This window comes from Desulfotignum balticum DSM 7044 (assembly GCF_000421285.1).
GTDB lineage: Bacteria > Desulfobacterota > Desulfobacteria > Desulfobacterales > Desulfobacteraceae > Desulfotignum > Desulfotignum balticum.
This window is the reverse complement of sequence record NZ_ATWO01000001.1, coordinates 2,416,890-2,433,078: the sequence shown is the minus strand read 5'-3', so window position 1 is coordinate 2,433,078 and position 16,189 is coordinate 2,416,890. Positions and strand designations below refer to the sequence as shown.

Below are 16,189 nucleotides of genomic sequence, written 5' to 3'. Positions count from 1 at the left end.
GTCACAATCTTTTGCCAAAATCAGGCCTTTTTTCAGAAAATTTGAGAATGGACCTTATACATTTTTTAGTGGGATTTGTGAGGTGCAGAAGCGCGCTAAAAAACAGATGGTAACATGCTGATTTGTAGAGGAAAAATGTTCTCACGCTTTTTTACCAAATCCCACTTTACAATTTCATCATTTTTTTTAGGCCATGTATATTGAGAATCCCCCCCTCTTATCCCCCCCGAAAGGGGGGAGGAGGATAAAGGCATGCAGCGGTTCCTGCTGTTTGGTTTCAACCTGCTCAAATTCATCAATTAATCTTATCATTTTCCCATACCTTGCTTTTTTTCACTTAGGCACTCCAAATTGGGATTTTTGACCGGATTTTTGGGATATTAATGTAACACTTTACAATGTATTTCAAAACTGTTTCAAAAGACTTCAAAGGGTGACCGGCCCAGTTTTTACTGATTTCACTGAACAGGCGGTGCTCTATAGGGTTCCATTTTGATGTCCCCGGCGGATAATGACAAATCTGGACTGATAACCCATGTTCATCACAGAGTTGCTTTTGTATTTGGTATTTCCAAACCCTGGATCGATAACCATTGCTACCACCTGAATCAGCTACTATCAACAGTTTTGTTTTTTCAGGATATTGTTTTTTTCCGTATTTTCTCCACCATTTTTGAATACATTCAACAGCAAAAGATGGTGTATCAGCGCTATGACCAACAAAGACAGTGCCCGAATTTCTCTGGGTATCATAAATCCCATATGGAACAGCCTTTCCCACAGCATGGGTTGGAAAATCATGATCATAAACCGCTATGGGGGTCTGTTGCCAGAGTTTTCCATGATTTTTGAAATTTCCTATCAATTCTTTTTTTTTGGTGTCTACGCTGATTGTGGGCAAACCCTGTGATGCAAACTGTTCCCTCAAATTGCCAATATATTCAAATTGTCGATTTCTTTTTTCAGGGTCTGGATTGGCTGCGCCAGATGCCAATTGTTTTGCATTTACCCGAAGGGAAAATCCCATGCCTTTGAGAAGCCGGCAAACAGTATTTGAACTGACATCAATACCAATGGATTTCAATTGTTCAGCTATCTTTTCCGTCGTCTTCCGGGTCCATTTGAGTCCCGTGATAGGATGTCCCGCAGTTTCATATTTCAAGATTTTTTGGATTTTGGAGATGATTTTTGGAATTTTTTTTCCACTGGTTTTCTGCCGCCACCTTTTTCCCGAACAGATTTTGTCTTGATTGTTCCTCCCAAAATTTCGCGGCGGCCCTTTGCAATAGTATGGGGATCTAATCCAAAAAAATCAGCCATCTTCTTATCACCGCCATGACCAATTTTGAATGATTCAAGACCAGCATAAAGACGGCGCTGTTTTTCGTCCAACAGGCTGTAAAAAAGAATAATAGCGGCCTTTAGTTCATCCCGAAAAACTTCAATCTCATACGTTCTATCAAAATCGACAAGCGGTTCACCACTTTTCCGGAGTGTGATCTGCTGCCGCTGTTTAGATGGGTCCTGTGAAAAATATATAAACACCGTTGATATTTTTTTTCGATAAAGCCGTTTTTGTCGGAAAAGCTCCAACAAGGGATGCTTCACTTCGACATTTAAAATCCGGGAAAGCTCCTGAGCGGAGAATCCAGCCTTGGATAGATTAACAAATTCTGCGGTCGTTTCTATCAAATTACCATATTTGGAGAACCAAATAGAATTGAAAGACCATAATCCGCTTTCATCAAAATTAGCAATAGATTCGAGTGTATAATATTTTCCTCGATGAGAGTAGCTGGAAAGATAACCCAACGATTTAAGCTTTCTGAAAACAGTCATGGTGCTGTTGGTGAACAACTCTTTTTTTATTTGATCTAACGTACTAATTTTATGAAATTTTAAATAGTTTTCTACTGCTTTTAAATCACTGCTTTCTGAGGCCATGGAATGATATAGTTCCCCCGATTATAGTAATAATTAGGCGAACTATACCAAATATACACATAGGCTGTCAATAAAATATTTCGTCGTAAATGCCTTTAAATTAGAGACATAAAAACATATGTGTGATAATAACCCTTTCAAAATAGTTGATAGAATTAATCCAAAATATGTTATATTAATTTTGAGCCAGCCCTAAGCTTTTTTAGAGCGGTTTTTCGATCTTCTTTCCCGGCAGCTTTAATGCTTGGGAAATTGTGGATACTACAAAGAACCGCCATTGACACACAAACCTCAACCAGAGCGGGCGTTACCTTTTTAATGATGCCCAATATTTCAATAACTGCGTCTGCCACGGCCATTGTTGATCCTTTCATAGCTGTGGCTTGCCTTTACTTTCTGTACAGCGCCTCCTTGAAATTACGTTGGAAGGAGAAAACCCAAATGTCCTTGATAGACACCTTAAGTTTTGAGTAACGATCCTGTCGGCTTCTCCCTTTTGTCTGGCCGATTTTTTGAAAGTTCGCAGCTTTGTAGCAGGTTCCGGTATAACGCCTTGTATCGACAAACATCTCAACCAAAGCTATCTGGCTTCCATAACGACGTTGCCAATCTCCGGATAAGCGTCGAAGAACTGCTCCCAAGGTATAACTGGCAAGGTTAAAAACGTTGACCCAGGGTAAAATCAAAAAACGGGTATTGTTACAAACCTGGGTGTGAAGATCAGGAACGGTCCATGACGGTTTTTAAAAATTTAAGATTGTTGTTTTGGGTCCACCGCCTGGCTGAGATCCTTGCCCACGGCTCGCTCTAAGGCAGCCAGGGCATCAAGATAGCCGTACAGGGACTGATAATAATTGGTTTCGACCTGGGTCAGATCGCTTCGGGCGTCAAGCACCTCGGTGGAGGTGGCTGCCTGCTGGCGGTATCCCATCCGTGTGATGCGCATATTTTCCCGGGCATGGGAAAGGGCGGTCTTTGCGGCATCAATGTTGTTTTCAGCCACACCGAGATTGAGATAAGCGCTCTTGATTTCCAGCCGGACCAGATCCCTGATTTCGCGGATACTCTGGTCAAAGGCGCGCTTGTCGGATTCTGCTTTGCTTACCCTGGACCGGGTCCGGTTGGAGTCGAAAAGGGTCCATGTGGCCTGAACGTAAAGCGATGCATTGTGGTCGTTTTCAAAGTCGTTGCTATGGGCATCGGGCGAGTCACCGTTCCGGTAGTAATTGCCCACGGCCGCTACTGAAGGATACCGGGCGCTTTTTTCCATGGTTACGGCAGACGTCAGGGCCTTCGCGGTCAGGGCCATGGCCTTAAGCCGGGGCCGGGTATCAAGCCCGGTCTGGATCAATTCCTCAAGGGCAAAATGACGGAACGAAACAGCATCGATATCGGCAATACGGGTATGGGCGTTGATGTCCCCGGCCATCCAGCGGTTCAGATCCGATATGGAAATGGCCACATCAGCCCAGGTCCGTTCCTGGAATTGAACGGCATTGGACAAGGCAACCTGGGCCCGCAGCAGATCGTTGCGGCGGATGATGCCGCGTTCAAAGAACATTTGGGCATCCTTTTCATGGGAGGACAGGGTCTGGAAGACTTCGTCGGCCACCAGCCCTTGTTTTTGGCAGAGCAGCACCCGGTAATAAGCGCTTTTAACACCCTTGGTAATGTCTAAGGCAGCCTGTTTTTTTTCCTGCTTTGCAATATTAAATCTGAGTTTGGCAATCGTGTTCTGTGAAGATAATTTACCGCCTGTGAACAGAGGCTGGGTCAGGGAAAGACCCCAGCGGTACTGGGTGGTATGGGCCACCTGGGCTTTGCCAATGGACGTGATCCGGAAGGGTGCATTATTAATGGCCGTATATGAATAATCGGCCGAAAGGCTTGGCAGGAAATCCGCTTTTGCACTCTGCCGGGCGTATTCTGCCCCTTGTACCTGTTCCGCTGTCCGCTGTAAGGCCGGGTGTTTTTTAAGGGCTGTCTCGATGGCCTCGGGCAGGGTCAGGACGTCAACAATATCATCCGCCGCAGCCGGTGTGCGGCCTAAAAGACCCATACTCGCCACGAGGAGCACTGTTACAACAGTTTTTTTCATAGGAATTTCCTTTTTTTTTTGCCCCGGATTTTTTACAAGGTTTGAGCACAATCCAGTACAGCACGGGCATGACGATAAGGGTGAGCAGGGTGCCGAATATCAGGCCCACCGCCAGAACCGATCCCATGGGTGCCCAGAGGGGAGAACCGCTGATGATCATGGGCACGACCCCCATGGCGGCGGCTATGGCCGTGAGAAACACTGGCCGCATGCGCCGTTTGCCGGCATCCATGGCCACGTCTTTCAATGGCCGGCCAGGGGCTTGTTCCACCAGGCCGTCTGCATATTCCACCAGGATGATCCCGTTTCTGACCACCAGGCCCGCAAGGCTGATCACACCCAGAAAACCGGTAAAACTGAACGGGTTGCCGGTGAGCTTCAGTCCCATGAAGGCTCCGAACCAGCTCATGGGAATGCCGGCCATGATGATCAGGGATTTTCTGATCCCCTTGAATTGAAAGAGCAGTATCATGAAAATCAACACCAGGCTGGTCAAAAGGGAGGCGGTTTCCTGGCCCATGATCGTTGTCTGGTCTTCTATCTCGCCGCCGTAGCTGATGGTCACACCCTTGGGAAGTGCCATCTTTGCAATTTCAGGCATGATTTCGGACAGGATCTCGTTGGGCATACGGCCCAGTTGGCTTTCAGCCCGTACGGTCAGGGTACGCATCCCGTTTCTGCGCCGGATCCGGCCTTGCTGCCATTCGGGTTCCAGGGTGGCCAGTTGGCGCAAAGGCACTTTGGCCCCGGTTTGCGGGGATACCAGGTAGGTGTTGTCAATGTCCTCAAAGGTGTTGCGGTTTTCCTGATCCAGGCGCAGCAGGATGGTCACGGGATGATCCCCTTCCCACAGGGTGGACACGCCCCATCCCTTGAAATCGGCGCCCAGCGTTTGGGCGATGTCCTGGATGGAGAACCCCAGGCGGTTGGCCACCTCGTCGTTTACCTTGACCCGGATGCCGTAATAGTCCTGCTGAAAGGTGGTGCGCACAAAATTTGCGCCATCGGTGTAACGGAGCAGTCCGGCAATATCATTGCCGATGCGGCGGATATCACCAAGGTCATCGCCCGTGACCCGGACCTCGATGGGGGCGTCCACCGGCGGTCCCTGGGAGAGCTGTTTGACCAGAATTTCTCCGTTGGGAAGGAAATTATGGAGGCTTGGAACCAGTTCGGTTATAAGATCGTTGGTTTCCTCGGCCGTCCGGGTGGTGATCAGGATCTGGGCGTAGTTTTCTTCCGGAAACTGGGGAGCATAGGTCATATAGAACCGGGGAGAGGAAGTGCCCACGAAACTTGTAATATCAACGATGCGCTCATCGCAGGACAGGTGGTTTTCAATCTTTTTCACGGCCCGATCCGTGGCCGCAAGCCGGGTTCCCTTGTCCATGTAAAGTTCCAGGCAGAACTGGTTTCGTTCGACATAGGGGAACAGACGCACGGGCACATGCATGACCAGGTAGATCGTACCGGCCACGGACAGCCCCCCTATCAGCACGGGGAGCCAGGGCCGGGAAAATGCACGGATCAGAAGGGCGTCGTAGGCTTTTTGCATCAGATCGAGCAGGGACATCCGGGTTTTTCCCCCTTTGGCGGAATGCAGACCGGTTTTGATGACCATGTGGCATAAAAGGGGGATGAGCAGCACGGCCACGGCCAGGGATACGATAAGGGCCACGGTCACCGATATGGGCAGGGTGAACACGAACTCGCCGGCATTGCCCGTCACAATCAGGTTCAGCGGAATAAAGGCACAGATGATGGCCAGGGTGGCGCTGAAGACCGGGACAAACAGATCCGAAGCACTTTTTACGGCCGCAGCCCAGGTTGAACTGCCGTGATCCAGTCGCTCCACATAGTCATCCACAATGACGATGGCGTTGTCCACCACCATGCCCAGCACCACGATCAGTCCGGCCAGGGTCATCTGCTGGAGGTTGATGTCAAAAAAGTCCAGCAGTCCGAAGGTGATCATAATGGTTATGGGGATGGACAGGGCCGCCACCAGGGCCACCCGCAGGGGTAACAGCAGCATGGTGACCAGGATCACCGCCACAATGGCGACGGCAAATTCCTTCATGAAATGATTGATGTTTTCATCCACCACCTGGGGTTGGTCAATGGCCTTTTGAACCGTGACATCCGATGGGATTCTCTCTTTTGCAACATCAAGGCGCCGGCTTACTTTTTTTCCGAATTCCACAATATTGAATCCGTTCTGCATTTCCACGGACAAGATCAGGGTTTTACTGCCGTTGCGGCGGATAAACGAATCCGGCTCCTCGTACCGCCGACAGACATTGGCCACGTCCTTTAAGCGGATGACCTGGCCGCCGGGGCCCAGATCAATGATCTGGTTTTTGATTTTGTCCACCGAGTTGTACAGATGGCTGATATGGATGGGGATACTGGCCTCGTCGGATTTGATCTCGCCGGCGTAAGTGATGGTGTTCATGGTTTTAAGGGCCTGGGCCACCTGGACCTGGTTGACACCGTACCGGGACAGCCTGGCCGAATCAATGGTCACGTAAATCTGCTCGTCCTGTTCACCGTATCTCTTGAGTTTGGACACTTCGGCAAGGGGACGCAGTTCGTTTTCGATGATTTCCACGAAGTCGGCCAACTCTTTGTAGGAATGGCGGTCCGAGGACACGGAGATCAACAGCGCCACGGTATCCCCGAAATCACTGTCAATGACGGGCCCGATCACGCCGGGGGGCAGTTGGGCTTTGAGTTCGATCAGATCGTGGCGGGCCTTGGACCAGAACTTGTCCTTGTCGGTCAGCCATTCCTGAAGTTCCACCTGGATGATCATCAGCCCGTCCTTGGTGGTGGATTCGGTTTCGTCTTTCTTGACTTCCTCGTAGCGGAAAAGCAAGGCCTCCACCTTTTTGGTGACCTGTTCTTCCATTTCCAGGACCGTGGCACCGGGATAGATCATGGTGACAAGACCCTGGCGAATGGTCATTTTCGGGTCTTCCCGCCGGGGCATATGCTTAAGCGAGTACAGGCCCGCCATAACAAATATCAGCGTCAGCAGCAGCGTAATCTGCCTGTATTTGATTGCGGATTCAAAAATTTTCATATTGGTTACCATTTATCTGTTTCTGCCGGTTCGCGATCATTGCCGCATGCTCTATGAGGCGATTTTGTTTTTCGTTGAATTTCTGCTCTTGGAATTGTTTTCAATTATGATAGGGGTGCCGTCCCTTAGTTTGTGCTGACCGGAAATGATCACCGTATCCCCGGGCACAAGTCCGCTTTGGATTTCGATTTCACTTTGAAAGGCCTGGCCGGGAACAACGCGTTTGCGCTGGGCCAGACCGGTCCGAGGGGCTGCCACGAACACATAGGTAAGGTTGTCGGTGTCGCGGACAATGGCACGGCCGGGGACCGTGAGCAGATGAACGGCCGTATCGCTTTCAATACCGGCCTGGACGATCATTCCGGGTTTGAGGCTGTAGTCCGGGTTGGCCAGTTCGATTTTCACAGGGTAGGATCGGGTGCGTTCATCAGCCACAGCACCCACCATAGATACGGTGCCGGCGGCCATGCGGTTGCCAAGAGCTGGAATTCTAACGAAGGCGGTCTGATTCAAAATCACCTGTCCGATATCGGTTTCGGGCACCGAGACGCGGGCGTAGATCACGTCGGTTTTGACCAGGGTAAATACCGGCATCCGGGGGGCCACCATCTGGCCGATTTCAACGTCCTTTGCACCGACAATGCCGGTGATGGGCGCTGTTAATTTGGTATCGGCCAGGGCTTTGCGGGCAATATCGCGGGCCGCGGTGGCCTGGGCAAGGCCGGTTTTCAATTCAATGAAATTTGTCTCTGCAAAGGCACCTTCCCTGTACAGGGGTTCGTAGCGCTCAAAGGCATCTTTTGCCCGAAAGCGGCCTGCCTCGGCAATAGCGAGGTTGTTCCGGTAATCAGTGGCATCCAGCGTAGCCAGCAAGTCTCCCCGGGTCACATGATCGCCCTCGTTCACCAGAACCCGGTCAACTTTGCCCGGCACCATAAAACTGATGGGGGCTGTCTTGTCGGCTGTAAGCGTCCCGCTGACGGCAATGACCCGGTTTATAGCCACGCAGGTAACCGGTGCGACTAAGACCTGCGTCGTTTCAGAAAGTTTACCGACGGTTCTCTTTTTTTTTTCGGGCGAACAACCGACGACGATAAAGATCATGACCATGACCGCCAGTATCCGGGTATGAAAAAGCAACGGGTTTAATTTCAATGTCTTTCTCCTGTTTTTTCTATGGGAACCTTTTAAAAGACTTCACTTTTAAATCCTTGGGTCGGGTCTTCCAGGTCATTGATCCATTCTTCAGTCCAGATCGAATGATCCACCAGGGCAAGAGGGCGTACAATCTCAGCCAGCTTGATGCCAAGTTCGGTTCTCCCGGACAGTTTTACTTGTGTTTCCCAGTGCAGGTGAATCGACCAGTCGTTTTCCACCAGGCAGTTCCGGAAGAATACCAGTTGGACCCTTTGCCCGGCTCTGATTGCCACATGAGCCCGTATCTGGTTGAACAGGCGTATCAAATTCCGGGGATTTGAAACCTCGTTCATACGTGCGTTGATGATTTCAACATGTATCATGGTTTGCCCCCGTTTATTTTTGTGTTACACAGCATTCCCTGTCCTCCCCCCGATCACTTTTGCTGATAACGGTTATAATCAAAATATGTGCCACAATGTAATATATTGTTTTAATAGGATTATTTTTTAGTGACAGAGATAAAATTAGAAATATCGTGCTATGAAATCCGATATTTGGTATTTGGGTCAGTAACACTAAATATCGGATTTTGAGGTAATGACCATGATGAGTAACATGAATTTTTTCCACCAGGCCACCATGAAAATCTGTGGTAGCCTGGATGTAAACAAAATGATCCGTGATTGTGCGTCCTACCTGGGCAGGCACATGCCGTTGAATGATATCGTATTGAGTACTTACGAGCGTGAACGGGGGGCTATCCAGGTTCTGGCCCATAATAACGCGGGTATCATGGATACCAGACCTCGGTCGATCCCCTTGTCGTCCGAAGCACAACAATTTATGGAAACCGCCAGTTTTGAAGGTACAGATATTCTCCAGAATGCCGAACTTGATCTCGTGACCCGTGAGGCAAATGAGGTGCTTGATTTATCCGCTTTTTCCAAAATGGTACTGCATTTGAATCTGGATGGGAAACGCCTTGGTGTGGTTTTATTTCTATCCTGTCATTCAGGGGGGTTTACCCTGGAGCATGCTCGCCTGATAGGGCTGCTTCACGATCCTTTTTCCGTGGCCCTGGCCAATGTGCTCAAACACCGCGAACTCATCAGACTCAAGAATCTTCTGGCCGATGATAACCAATATCTCCGCCATGAACTTTTCCAGATTTCAGGCGATGAAATTGTTGGTGCGCGGTATGGTCTTAAGGATGTCGTGGAACAGGTCTGGCAGGTCGCGTCGCTTTCCAGCCATGTGATGCTCACCGGAGAGACCGGGGTGGGTAAGGAGGTTATTGCCAATGCCATCCATTACGCCTCACAACGTAAAGATGGGCCGTTTATCAAGATTAACTGCGGCGCATTTACAGAGAACCTTCTGGACAGCGAACTTTTCGGTCATGAAAAAGGGGCCTTTACCGGTGCCGTGCAGAGCAAGCGAGGACGATTCGAACGTGCCCACAAAGGCACCCTGTTTCTGGACGAAGTGGGAGAATTGTCTTTGGCAGCCCAGGTCCGGTTGCTGAGGGTCCTTCAGGACGGCTGCATTGAGCGGGTCGGAGGCGTGGAATCCATTAAGGTGGATGCCAGAATCATAGCGGCCACTCATCGGGATCTGGCCAAAATGGTCAGGACGGGAACGTTCCGGGAAGACCTCTGGTTCCGGTTGAACGTGTTTCCCATCCACATCCCGCCTCTCCGTCAGAGGAAATCGGATATTCCGGCCCTGGTTCATCATTTCATCGACCGGAAACTCAAGGCCTTCAACCTGGCCGAGCACCCGGGAATCGCCCCGGGAAGCATGGAGCAGCTCACAGCTTACCCATGGCCCGGAAATGTCCGGGAACTGGAAAACATGGTGGAGCGGAGTTTGATCCGGCACAAAAGCATGGGAGAAGGTAAGCCCCTATTGTTTACAGGTCTTATGGGAAATTCGCCCGGAAGCGGTAATAGACCGGCACCCATGGAAGAACCGGATCATCAATTGTCCCTTGATGAAGTCATGGCACGGCATATTACGTCTGTGCTCAGATCTACCGGCGGCAGAATTCAGGGTAAAGATGGTGCAGCAGCCATCCTGGGTGTCCATGCCAATACATTGCGCAGCCGGATGGACAAGCTGGGTATCCCTTACGGTAGAACGGCCATCAAGATTGATCTGTCAATGTAACGTTAACTGCCTATAAAACAAGATAATTGATTCGCAAATTTAAGGCCCTTTGGCTATTTTACTTTGGCCCATGTTGGATCCCAGGGTCTTGATACAAGAAATATGCGTAGCAGCAGGTCAATGAAATATTTTTTCAGGGATTTAGGGTGATTATAGCAAACAGTGTCAAAATCCTCACTCAGTGCGGCTTTAGTAATGATGTGCCGAATCGGCCACGCTGCCGCCGGTGGAGATCACGTGATTGGAGATATTGATCTTCAATATCTCCTTTTCCTCAATGGCCCTCAGATTCATATGGCCACTTTCATCCAGGATCTCCTGCAGGGTTTTCTGGTTGCTGATCTGGATCAGGATATCCGTATCGATGAAAAATTTCTTGACATGTTTTTTAGATTATGGCATGTTTGTTTCATATGCAGTAATATTTTGAACAAAGGGTTGAAAATATGAAGCCTGACTTATTCGCCCGTATCCGGGCCCTTGGAAAGCTGACCCGCACCCAGACGAAAATGGTGAACCTGTTTAACAGCAGCCCCAATCTTCTGGCATTTGAAAACTTAAGCGCCCTGAGCCAAAGGGCGAATGTGAGCAAAGCCTCAATGGTCCGCTTCCTGATTCACATCCTAGGATACAGGGACTTTGCTGAATTCCAGACGGAACGCCAGGATGCCATGGCGCTGAACCTGGATTCCCCCATCATGCGCTTTCTCAAGGACACCAAACAGGCCCCTGAAGACAGGGCTGTGGTGGATACTCATATTCCCTATACCCTCCAAGCCATTCAGCAGGCTTACGGCCGGCTTGATCTGGATTCCTTTAACCGGATGGCAGATATCCTGACCCAGACCCGGCGTCCCCTGCACCTGATGGGACACCGGACTGCCTTCAGTCTGGCCTATATGATGTTTATCAACCTGCAGTATATCCGACCCCGGGTATTTCTTTTGGGCGGGGCCCATCCATCCATGCCGGCCCAGATATTCAACGTGGAAAAAAAGGATGTGGTTCTCGCAATTTCCAGGCGAAGGTACTCGAAAATCTCCCTTGAAATTACCCGGAAGCTGAAAGAACTGGGGACTACCCTGCTTCTGGTGACCGACTCGGAAGTGGCGCCTTTGTCAGGCCTCGCTGATGTTCAACTGGTGGTCACCCCATCCAGCCAGGGCGGTTTTGAAAGTATTACCGCCTGGGCAGCCATCTTAGAGGCCCTGACCCTGACTGTGGCAGATGCCTGCCGCAAGGCAGAGCCCGGTTACTCCCAAAAGGCGGAAGAACTTCTGGACAGCCTGTTCGGTTTTTTGGAGCACTGAACTATCTGTCTGAGTAAAGGAGGGCATTTAGCTCTCCATAAATATAACTCAAACCAAGGAGAAAATTGACATGCTCAAAGGATTCAAACTGTTGGGGCTGGCCCTTCTGGCAAGCCTTGTACTGGTCCAGACCGGCCTTGCCAAGGACTGGCCTGCCCGGCCGCTCAAACTTACCATTGCTTACAGTGCAGGTGGCACCACAGATATGAGTGCACGCCTTCTGGCATCCCTGCTGGAAAAGGAACTGGGTCAGCCTGTCGTCTGCCAGAACAAGCCCGGTGGCGGGGGAACCGTTGCCGCCAGTATTGCAGCCACCCAGAAACCGGACGGCTACAACATCTTCACACTGGTCACCGCACCGGCCGCCATTACCCCGCACATGCAGGACCTGCCCTTTGATCCCCTGACGGATTTCACCCCCATTGCCCGCTACGGCCTGTGGCATTACGCCCTGGTGGTCAAAGCAGGCTCCCCGTTTCATTCTCTGAAAGATCTGATTGCCTTTGCCAAGGAAAACCCGGGCAAGGTCTCCTACGGCCTGTCCGGCGCCGGCAATCCCCAGCACCTGGTCATGGAGCGCCTGAAAAAGGCTTCCGGCGCCGACTGGGATGCGGTCCCTTTTAAAAATGGTGCCGAGGCAGTAACCGCATGCATGGGCGGCCATGTGACTGCCATGGCCGGTGTTACCGAATGGGCACCCCAGGTCAAGGCCGGTGAAATGCGGCTGCTGGCCGTGTTTGATGACGAAAGGATGAAAGAGTTCCCCGAGGTTCCGACCCTCAAGGAACTGGGTTATGACATTGTGGCCCCGTCCTGCCTTGGTATTGCCGGGCCCAAGAATATGCCGGAGCCGATTGTGGCCAAACTGGAGTCTGCCATTAAAAAAGCCCTGGCTGATCCCATGTTCGTGGACCTGATGGACAAAGTCATGATCAAGATCGCCTATCTGGGCTCCCAGGAGTTCGGCGCCTATATCCATAAGATTTATGAGGAACAGGGCAAGGTCATTAACGAAGCCGGCCTGAACGCCAAGTAATCGTAAAACTATCCGGCCCGGGGCACTCCACCGGGCCGGTATAAAAGGGTTTAAATGCCATGCCTCACAAATACAGACAGGACTTTTTCACCGGAACGGCCCTGTTCATTTTTTCACTGGTTCTGATCTTCTACCTGATCCCGGCCTATGTGGGGAGCAGCACCCATACAGAGATGTCGCCCAGGTTCTTCCCCAAACTGGCAGCCGTTCTTCTGGCCGTACTCAGTTTTATGCTGACAGCAGTATCGGTCCGGGGATTTCTGGCCAAGAAAGGGTCCGGCACTCCCAAGGACCCGGTCACCCCCCGCATCCGGCCGGACATCAAGTCCGGTCCGGTGCTGAGCGTGGGGATTGTGGCAGCCTATTTTTTAGGTTTTGAATATCTTTCCTTTCTGGCCGCCACACCTGTTGCCGTTGCGCTGTTCATGCTGACATTCGGCCAGAGAAAGCCAGTTCGCATCATCGGCATCAGCCTTGTCCTGACAGCCATTGTCTATATTTTATTCACTTACGGCCTTAAAGTCCCGCTGGAATAGGGAGATACCATGCTTCACGAACTTTTAACCGGTTTCCATATGGTTATGACCTTTGGAAACGTCTTTGCCATTTTTCTGGGTGTGGCCTTTGGGGTCTTTATGGGAGCCGTGCCCGGCCTGACCGGCACCATGGGCATTGCGCTGATCATCCCGCTGACCTACAGCCTGTCGCCCATCACCGCCTTTTGCGCGCTTCTCGGTACCTACAAGGGCTGTCTTTTCGGAGGAGCCATCCCGGCCATCCTCATTAATACACCGGGGGCCCCGGCAGCAGCGGTCACGGTTTTTGACGGTTTCCCCCTTGCCCAGAAAGGCCAGGCCGGCCAGGCCATGGACATCGCCCTGTGGGCCTCGGTGATCGCAGATGCATTTGCCACGATCTGCCTGATTTTTTTGGCGGTATTTCTGGCCAGAATCTCTCTGAAATTCGGTCCGCCCGAATATGCCTCTCTCATTGTATTTTCCCTGTGCATTGTGGCCGGCGTGTCCGGAGATTCCATGCTCAAAGGGATTATCGCGGCAGTTCTGGGATTTCTGCTGGGCACGGTCGGACTGGATCCCATGATCTCCACCCCGAGATTCACCTTTGGCTTTGTCACCCTGTTCAACGGCATTAACATGATGGTGCTCATGATCGGACTGTTTGCCCTGTCAGAGGTCCTGGTCCAGTCCGAAAAAAAGGGATCTGACAGCCGGAACCTGGCGGATGCGGGAAAGGACAGGGCTTCATGGGCTGACATCAAACGCTGCCTTCCCACCATTTTCCGGGGTGGGGTCATCGGGGTGCTGATCGGCGCGATTCCGGGCCTTGGGGCCACACCCGCCGCCTTTCTGACCTATACGGAGACCAAACGGGTTTCCAAGCATCCTGAAAAGTTCGGCCACGGCGCCATTGAAGGGGTGGCAGCCTCGGAATCCGGCAACAACGCCACCTGCGGTGGTGCCCTGATCCCTCTGATGGCCCTGGGCATTCCGGGCGATGTGACCACCGCCGTTCTCCTGGGTGCCTTTCTCATTCACGGCCTGACCCCGGGACCTGCCCTGTTCAAGGAGAACCTCTCCCTGGTCTACAGTATTTTTGCCGCCCTTCTCATTGCCATCTTTTTCCTGCCCCTGGTGGGACGTCAGTTTATCAGACTGTTCTCCCTGATCGCCAAGGTGCCCAACTCCATTATCTACCCTGTGACCACCGTACTCTGCACCGTGGGTGTTTTCGGCTTCAACTCCAGCTACACGGATCTCTGGCTCATGCTCTTTTTCGGGGTGATGGCCTATTTTATGCGAAAGCTGGGATTTCCCCTGGCCCCGATGCTCATCGCCTTTATCCTTGAACCGATTGGAGAGCGGGCCATCCGCCAGAGCCTGACCCTGTCCAGGGGCAGCCTGGATATTTTTATCACCCGGCCCATTTCCCTGGTTTTCCTGGTCCTGGCCCTGATCTCCGTAATCGTTCTCGTCCGCATGAAAACCCGCAAGTCAAAGGAGAATAAATGACAGACCCAGCGCTGACGGAGGTGGTCGAAGAACTGGTCCCCCAAATGGCCCGGTTCAGGCAGGACCTGCACCGGAATCCCGAACCTGCATTCAAAGAACAGGCAACTTCGGAAGCGGTCAAGACCCTTTTAAGGGAGGCTGACGTTCCCATGGTTCCCCTGGAAGGGACAGGCGTTCTGGGCATTCTTGAAGGCCGGGGACAAGGCCCGGGCGGCTGTACAGCCCTAAGGGCGGACATGGATGCCCTGCCCGTGGAAGAGAAGACCGGGCTTTCCTACGCCTCGACTGTGCCGGGAATGATGCACGCCTGCGGCCACGACGGCAATACCGCTGCCCTGGCCGGGGCCGCACGGATACTTTCCTGCCTGCGCCACCGTTTTAGCGGCACAGTGAAATTTATTTTTCAGCCCGGAGAGGAGTCTCTGGAAGGTGCAAAAATCCTGATTGATCAAGGAGTGCTTGAAAGCCCAAAAGTGGACAGAATCTTTGCCTGCCACGGCTGGCCCGATCTGCCTGTGGGCAAGATCGGCATTTATCAGGGCAACTACATGGCCATGGCCGGAAAATTCAATCTTACCCTGACCGCTCCGGGAGCCCACGGCGGCTACCCGCACCAGGGAAGGGACACGGTTCTGGCGGCTGCTGACCTGATCCAGCGTCTCAACTGCATTGTCAGCCGGGAAATCAACGCCCTGGACCAGGCTGTCTTTTCAGTCTGCACGGTCAACGGCGGCACTGCCTTCAACGTGATGCCGGGCAAGGTCAGTTTGAGCGGGACATACCGCTGCCTGGATTTCGGCGTGGCAGACCGGCTCAAAGCCGCAGTTGAACGGGTGACCCGTGGCGTGGCCCAGGCCAATGACTGCAAGGCAGACTTGACATTTGAGGACCTTGTCCCGGTGTTATCCAATTCCCCTTCCGGAGTCGGGTCTGTGCAGCAGGCAGCCAGGGCTGTGCTGCCGCCGGATACCCTTGAGATGTTGGACAGGCCCTGTATGGGTTCCGAAGATTTTGCCCTGTACCTGTCTAAGGTGGGAGACGGCGCATTCATCCGGGTAGGGGTGACCCCCGCCGGCCAGGACAGGCCGGCGCCTCTCCATTCGGACCGCTTCGATTACAATGACGGAGCACTGCCGGGGGCCATGACTCTGCTGGCCGGTATTGTCATAACCCTTCACGGCCCTACCCCTAAAAAGGACTGACCCGGAACATACGGCAAGGGGGATTTTCCTGAATTCCGGCCGGCCGCCGCCCCCCCCCCCCAGAGATACCGGGCCTACAGTTCCGGATTTCTCCGGAGATCATCTGAAGCACAGTTCCGGACGATCTCACAGGTTTGAGGTCACAGAGCACCATGGATGTAATCCACCATGTTAC

General features: G+C 51.9%; 13 protein-coding genes and 2 pseudogenes. 6 read left to right on the top strand and 9 right to left on the bottom strand.

Features of this window, described 5'->3' with window-relative positions:
- Positions 1-337: 337 nt before the first annotated feature.
- The 8 genes and pseudogenes from K365_RS27330 to K365_RS0112160 form a co-directional block, all read right to left on the bottom strand.
- Positions 338-1,183, bottom strand: coding sequence for an ISAzo13 family transposase (locus tag K365_RS27330; RefSeq protein ID WP_245569278.1), 846 nt, complete (start codon positions 1,181-1,183; stop codon positions 338-340).
- The gene (locus K365_RS28745) at positions 1,159-1,944 is read right to left on the bottom strand and encodes a hypothetical protein (RefSeq protein WP_024334639.1); all 786 of its coding nucleotides are present in this window, start codon (positions 1,942-1,944) and stop codon (positions 1,159-1,161) included. Before K365_RS28745 ends, K365_RS27330 begins: the two co-directional genes overlap by 25 nt.
- Positions 1,945-2,114: 170 nt before the next feature.
- Positions 2,115-2,303: a hypothetical protein gene (locus K365_RS0112185; RefSeq protein ID WP_024334777.1), complete on the bottom strand. Its 189-nt coding sequence runs from the start codon at positions 2,301-2,303 to the stop codon at positions 2,115-2,117.
- 30 nt (positions 2,304-2,333) lie between these two features.
- Positions 2,334-2,642 (bottom strand): annotated as a pseudogene (locus K365_RS29395) (Druantia anti-phage system protein DruA); the annotation flags it as partial.
- A gap of 53 nt (positions 2,643-2,695) precedes the next feature.
- Complete coding sequence (locus tag K365_RS0112175) at positions 2,696-4,042, bottom strand: TolC family protein (RefSeq protein WP_024334775.1); 1,347 nt, start codon at positions 4,040-4,042, stop codon at positions 2,696-2,698.
- Positions 3,966-7,127 (bottom strand): efflux RND transporter permease subunit, encoded by a 3,162-nt coding sequence (locus K365_RS0112170; RefSeq protein WP_024334774.1) that lies wholly within the window; start codon positions 7,125-7,127, stop codon positions 3,966-3,968. Before K365_RS0112170 ends, K365_RS0112175 begins: the two co-directional genes overlap by 77 nt.
- A gap of 51 nt (positions 7,128-7,178) precedes the next feature.
- On the bottom strand, positions 7,179-8,282 hold the full coding sequence (locus K365_RS0112165; protein WP_024334773.1) for an efflux RND transporter periplasmic adaptor subunit: 1,104 nt from the start codon (positions 8,280-8,282) through the stop codon (positions 7,179-7,181).
- A gap of 32 nt (positions 8,283-8,314) precedes the next feature.
- On the bottom strand, positions 8,315-8,647 hold the full coding sequence (locus K365_RS0112160) for a hypothetical protein (RefSeq protein ID WP_024334772.1): 333 nt from the start codon (positions 8,645-8,647) through the stop codon (positions 8,315-8,317).
- A gap of 223 nt (positions 8,648-8,870) precedes the next feature.
- Between K365_RS0112160 and K365_RS0112155 the strand changes: the two genes are divergently transcribed.
- Entirely contained in the window at positions 8,871-10,436 is a 1,566-nt protein-coding gene (locus tag K365_RS0112155) for a sigma-54 interaction domain-containing protein (RefSeq protein WP_211221118.1), read from the top strand.
- Between the two features lie 189 nt (positions 10,437-10,625).
- On the opposite strand, the pseudogene K365_RS29390 reads toward K365_RS0112155, so the two are convergent.
- Positions 10,626-10,805: pseudogene (locus K365_RS29390) on the bottom strand (shikimate kinase); the annotation flags it as partial.
- Between the two features lie 77 nt (positions 10,806-10,882).
- Between K365_RS29390 and K365_RS0112140 the strand changes: the two are divergent.
- The 5 genes from K365_RS0112140 to K365_RS0112120 all read left to right on the top strand — a co-directional run bounded on the left by K365_RS0112140 (position 10,883) and on the right by K365_RS0112120 (position 16,014).
- Positions 10,883-11,746, top strand: coding sequence for a MurR/RpiR family transcriptional regulator (locus K365_RS0112140; RefSeq protein ID WP_024334770.1), 864 nt, complete (start codon positions 10,883-10,885; stop codon positions 11,744-11,746).
- Positions 11,747-11,816: 70 nt separating this feature from the next.
- Positions 11,817-12,782: a tripartite tricarboxylate transporter substrate binding protein gene (locus K365_RS0112135; RefSeq protein ID WP_029725242.1), complete on the top strand. Its 966-nt coding sequence runs from the start codon at positions 11,817-11,819 to the stop codon at positions 12,780-12,782.
- 59 nt (positions 12,783-12,841) lie between these two features.
- Positions 12,842-13,318, top strand: coding sequence for a tripartite tricarboxylate transporter TctB family protein (locus K365_RS0112130; RefSeq protein ID WP_024334769.1), 477 nt, complete (start codon positions 12,842-12,844; stop codon positions 13,316-13,318).
- A gap of 9 nt (positions 13,319-13,327) precedes the next feature.
- A complete protein-coding gene (locus tag K365_RS0112125) occupies positions 13,328-14,812 on the top strand; it encodes a tripartite tricarboxylate transporter permease (protein ID WP_024334768.1) in 1,485 nt (494 codons plus the stop codon).
- A complete protein-coding gene (locus K365_RS0112120) occupies positions 14,809-16,014 on the top strand; it encodes a M20 metallopeptidase family protein (RefSeq protein ID WP_024334767.1) in 1,206 nt (401 codons plus the stop codon). The genes K365_RS0112125 and K365_RS0112120 overlap by 4 nt, the downstream gene beginning before the upstream one ends.
- Positions 16,015-16,189 lie beyond the last annotated feature (175 nt).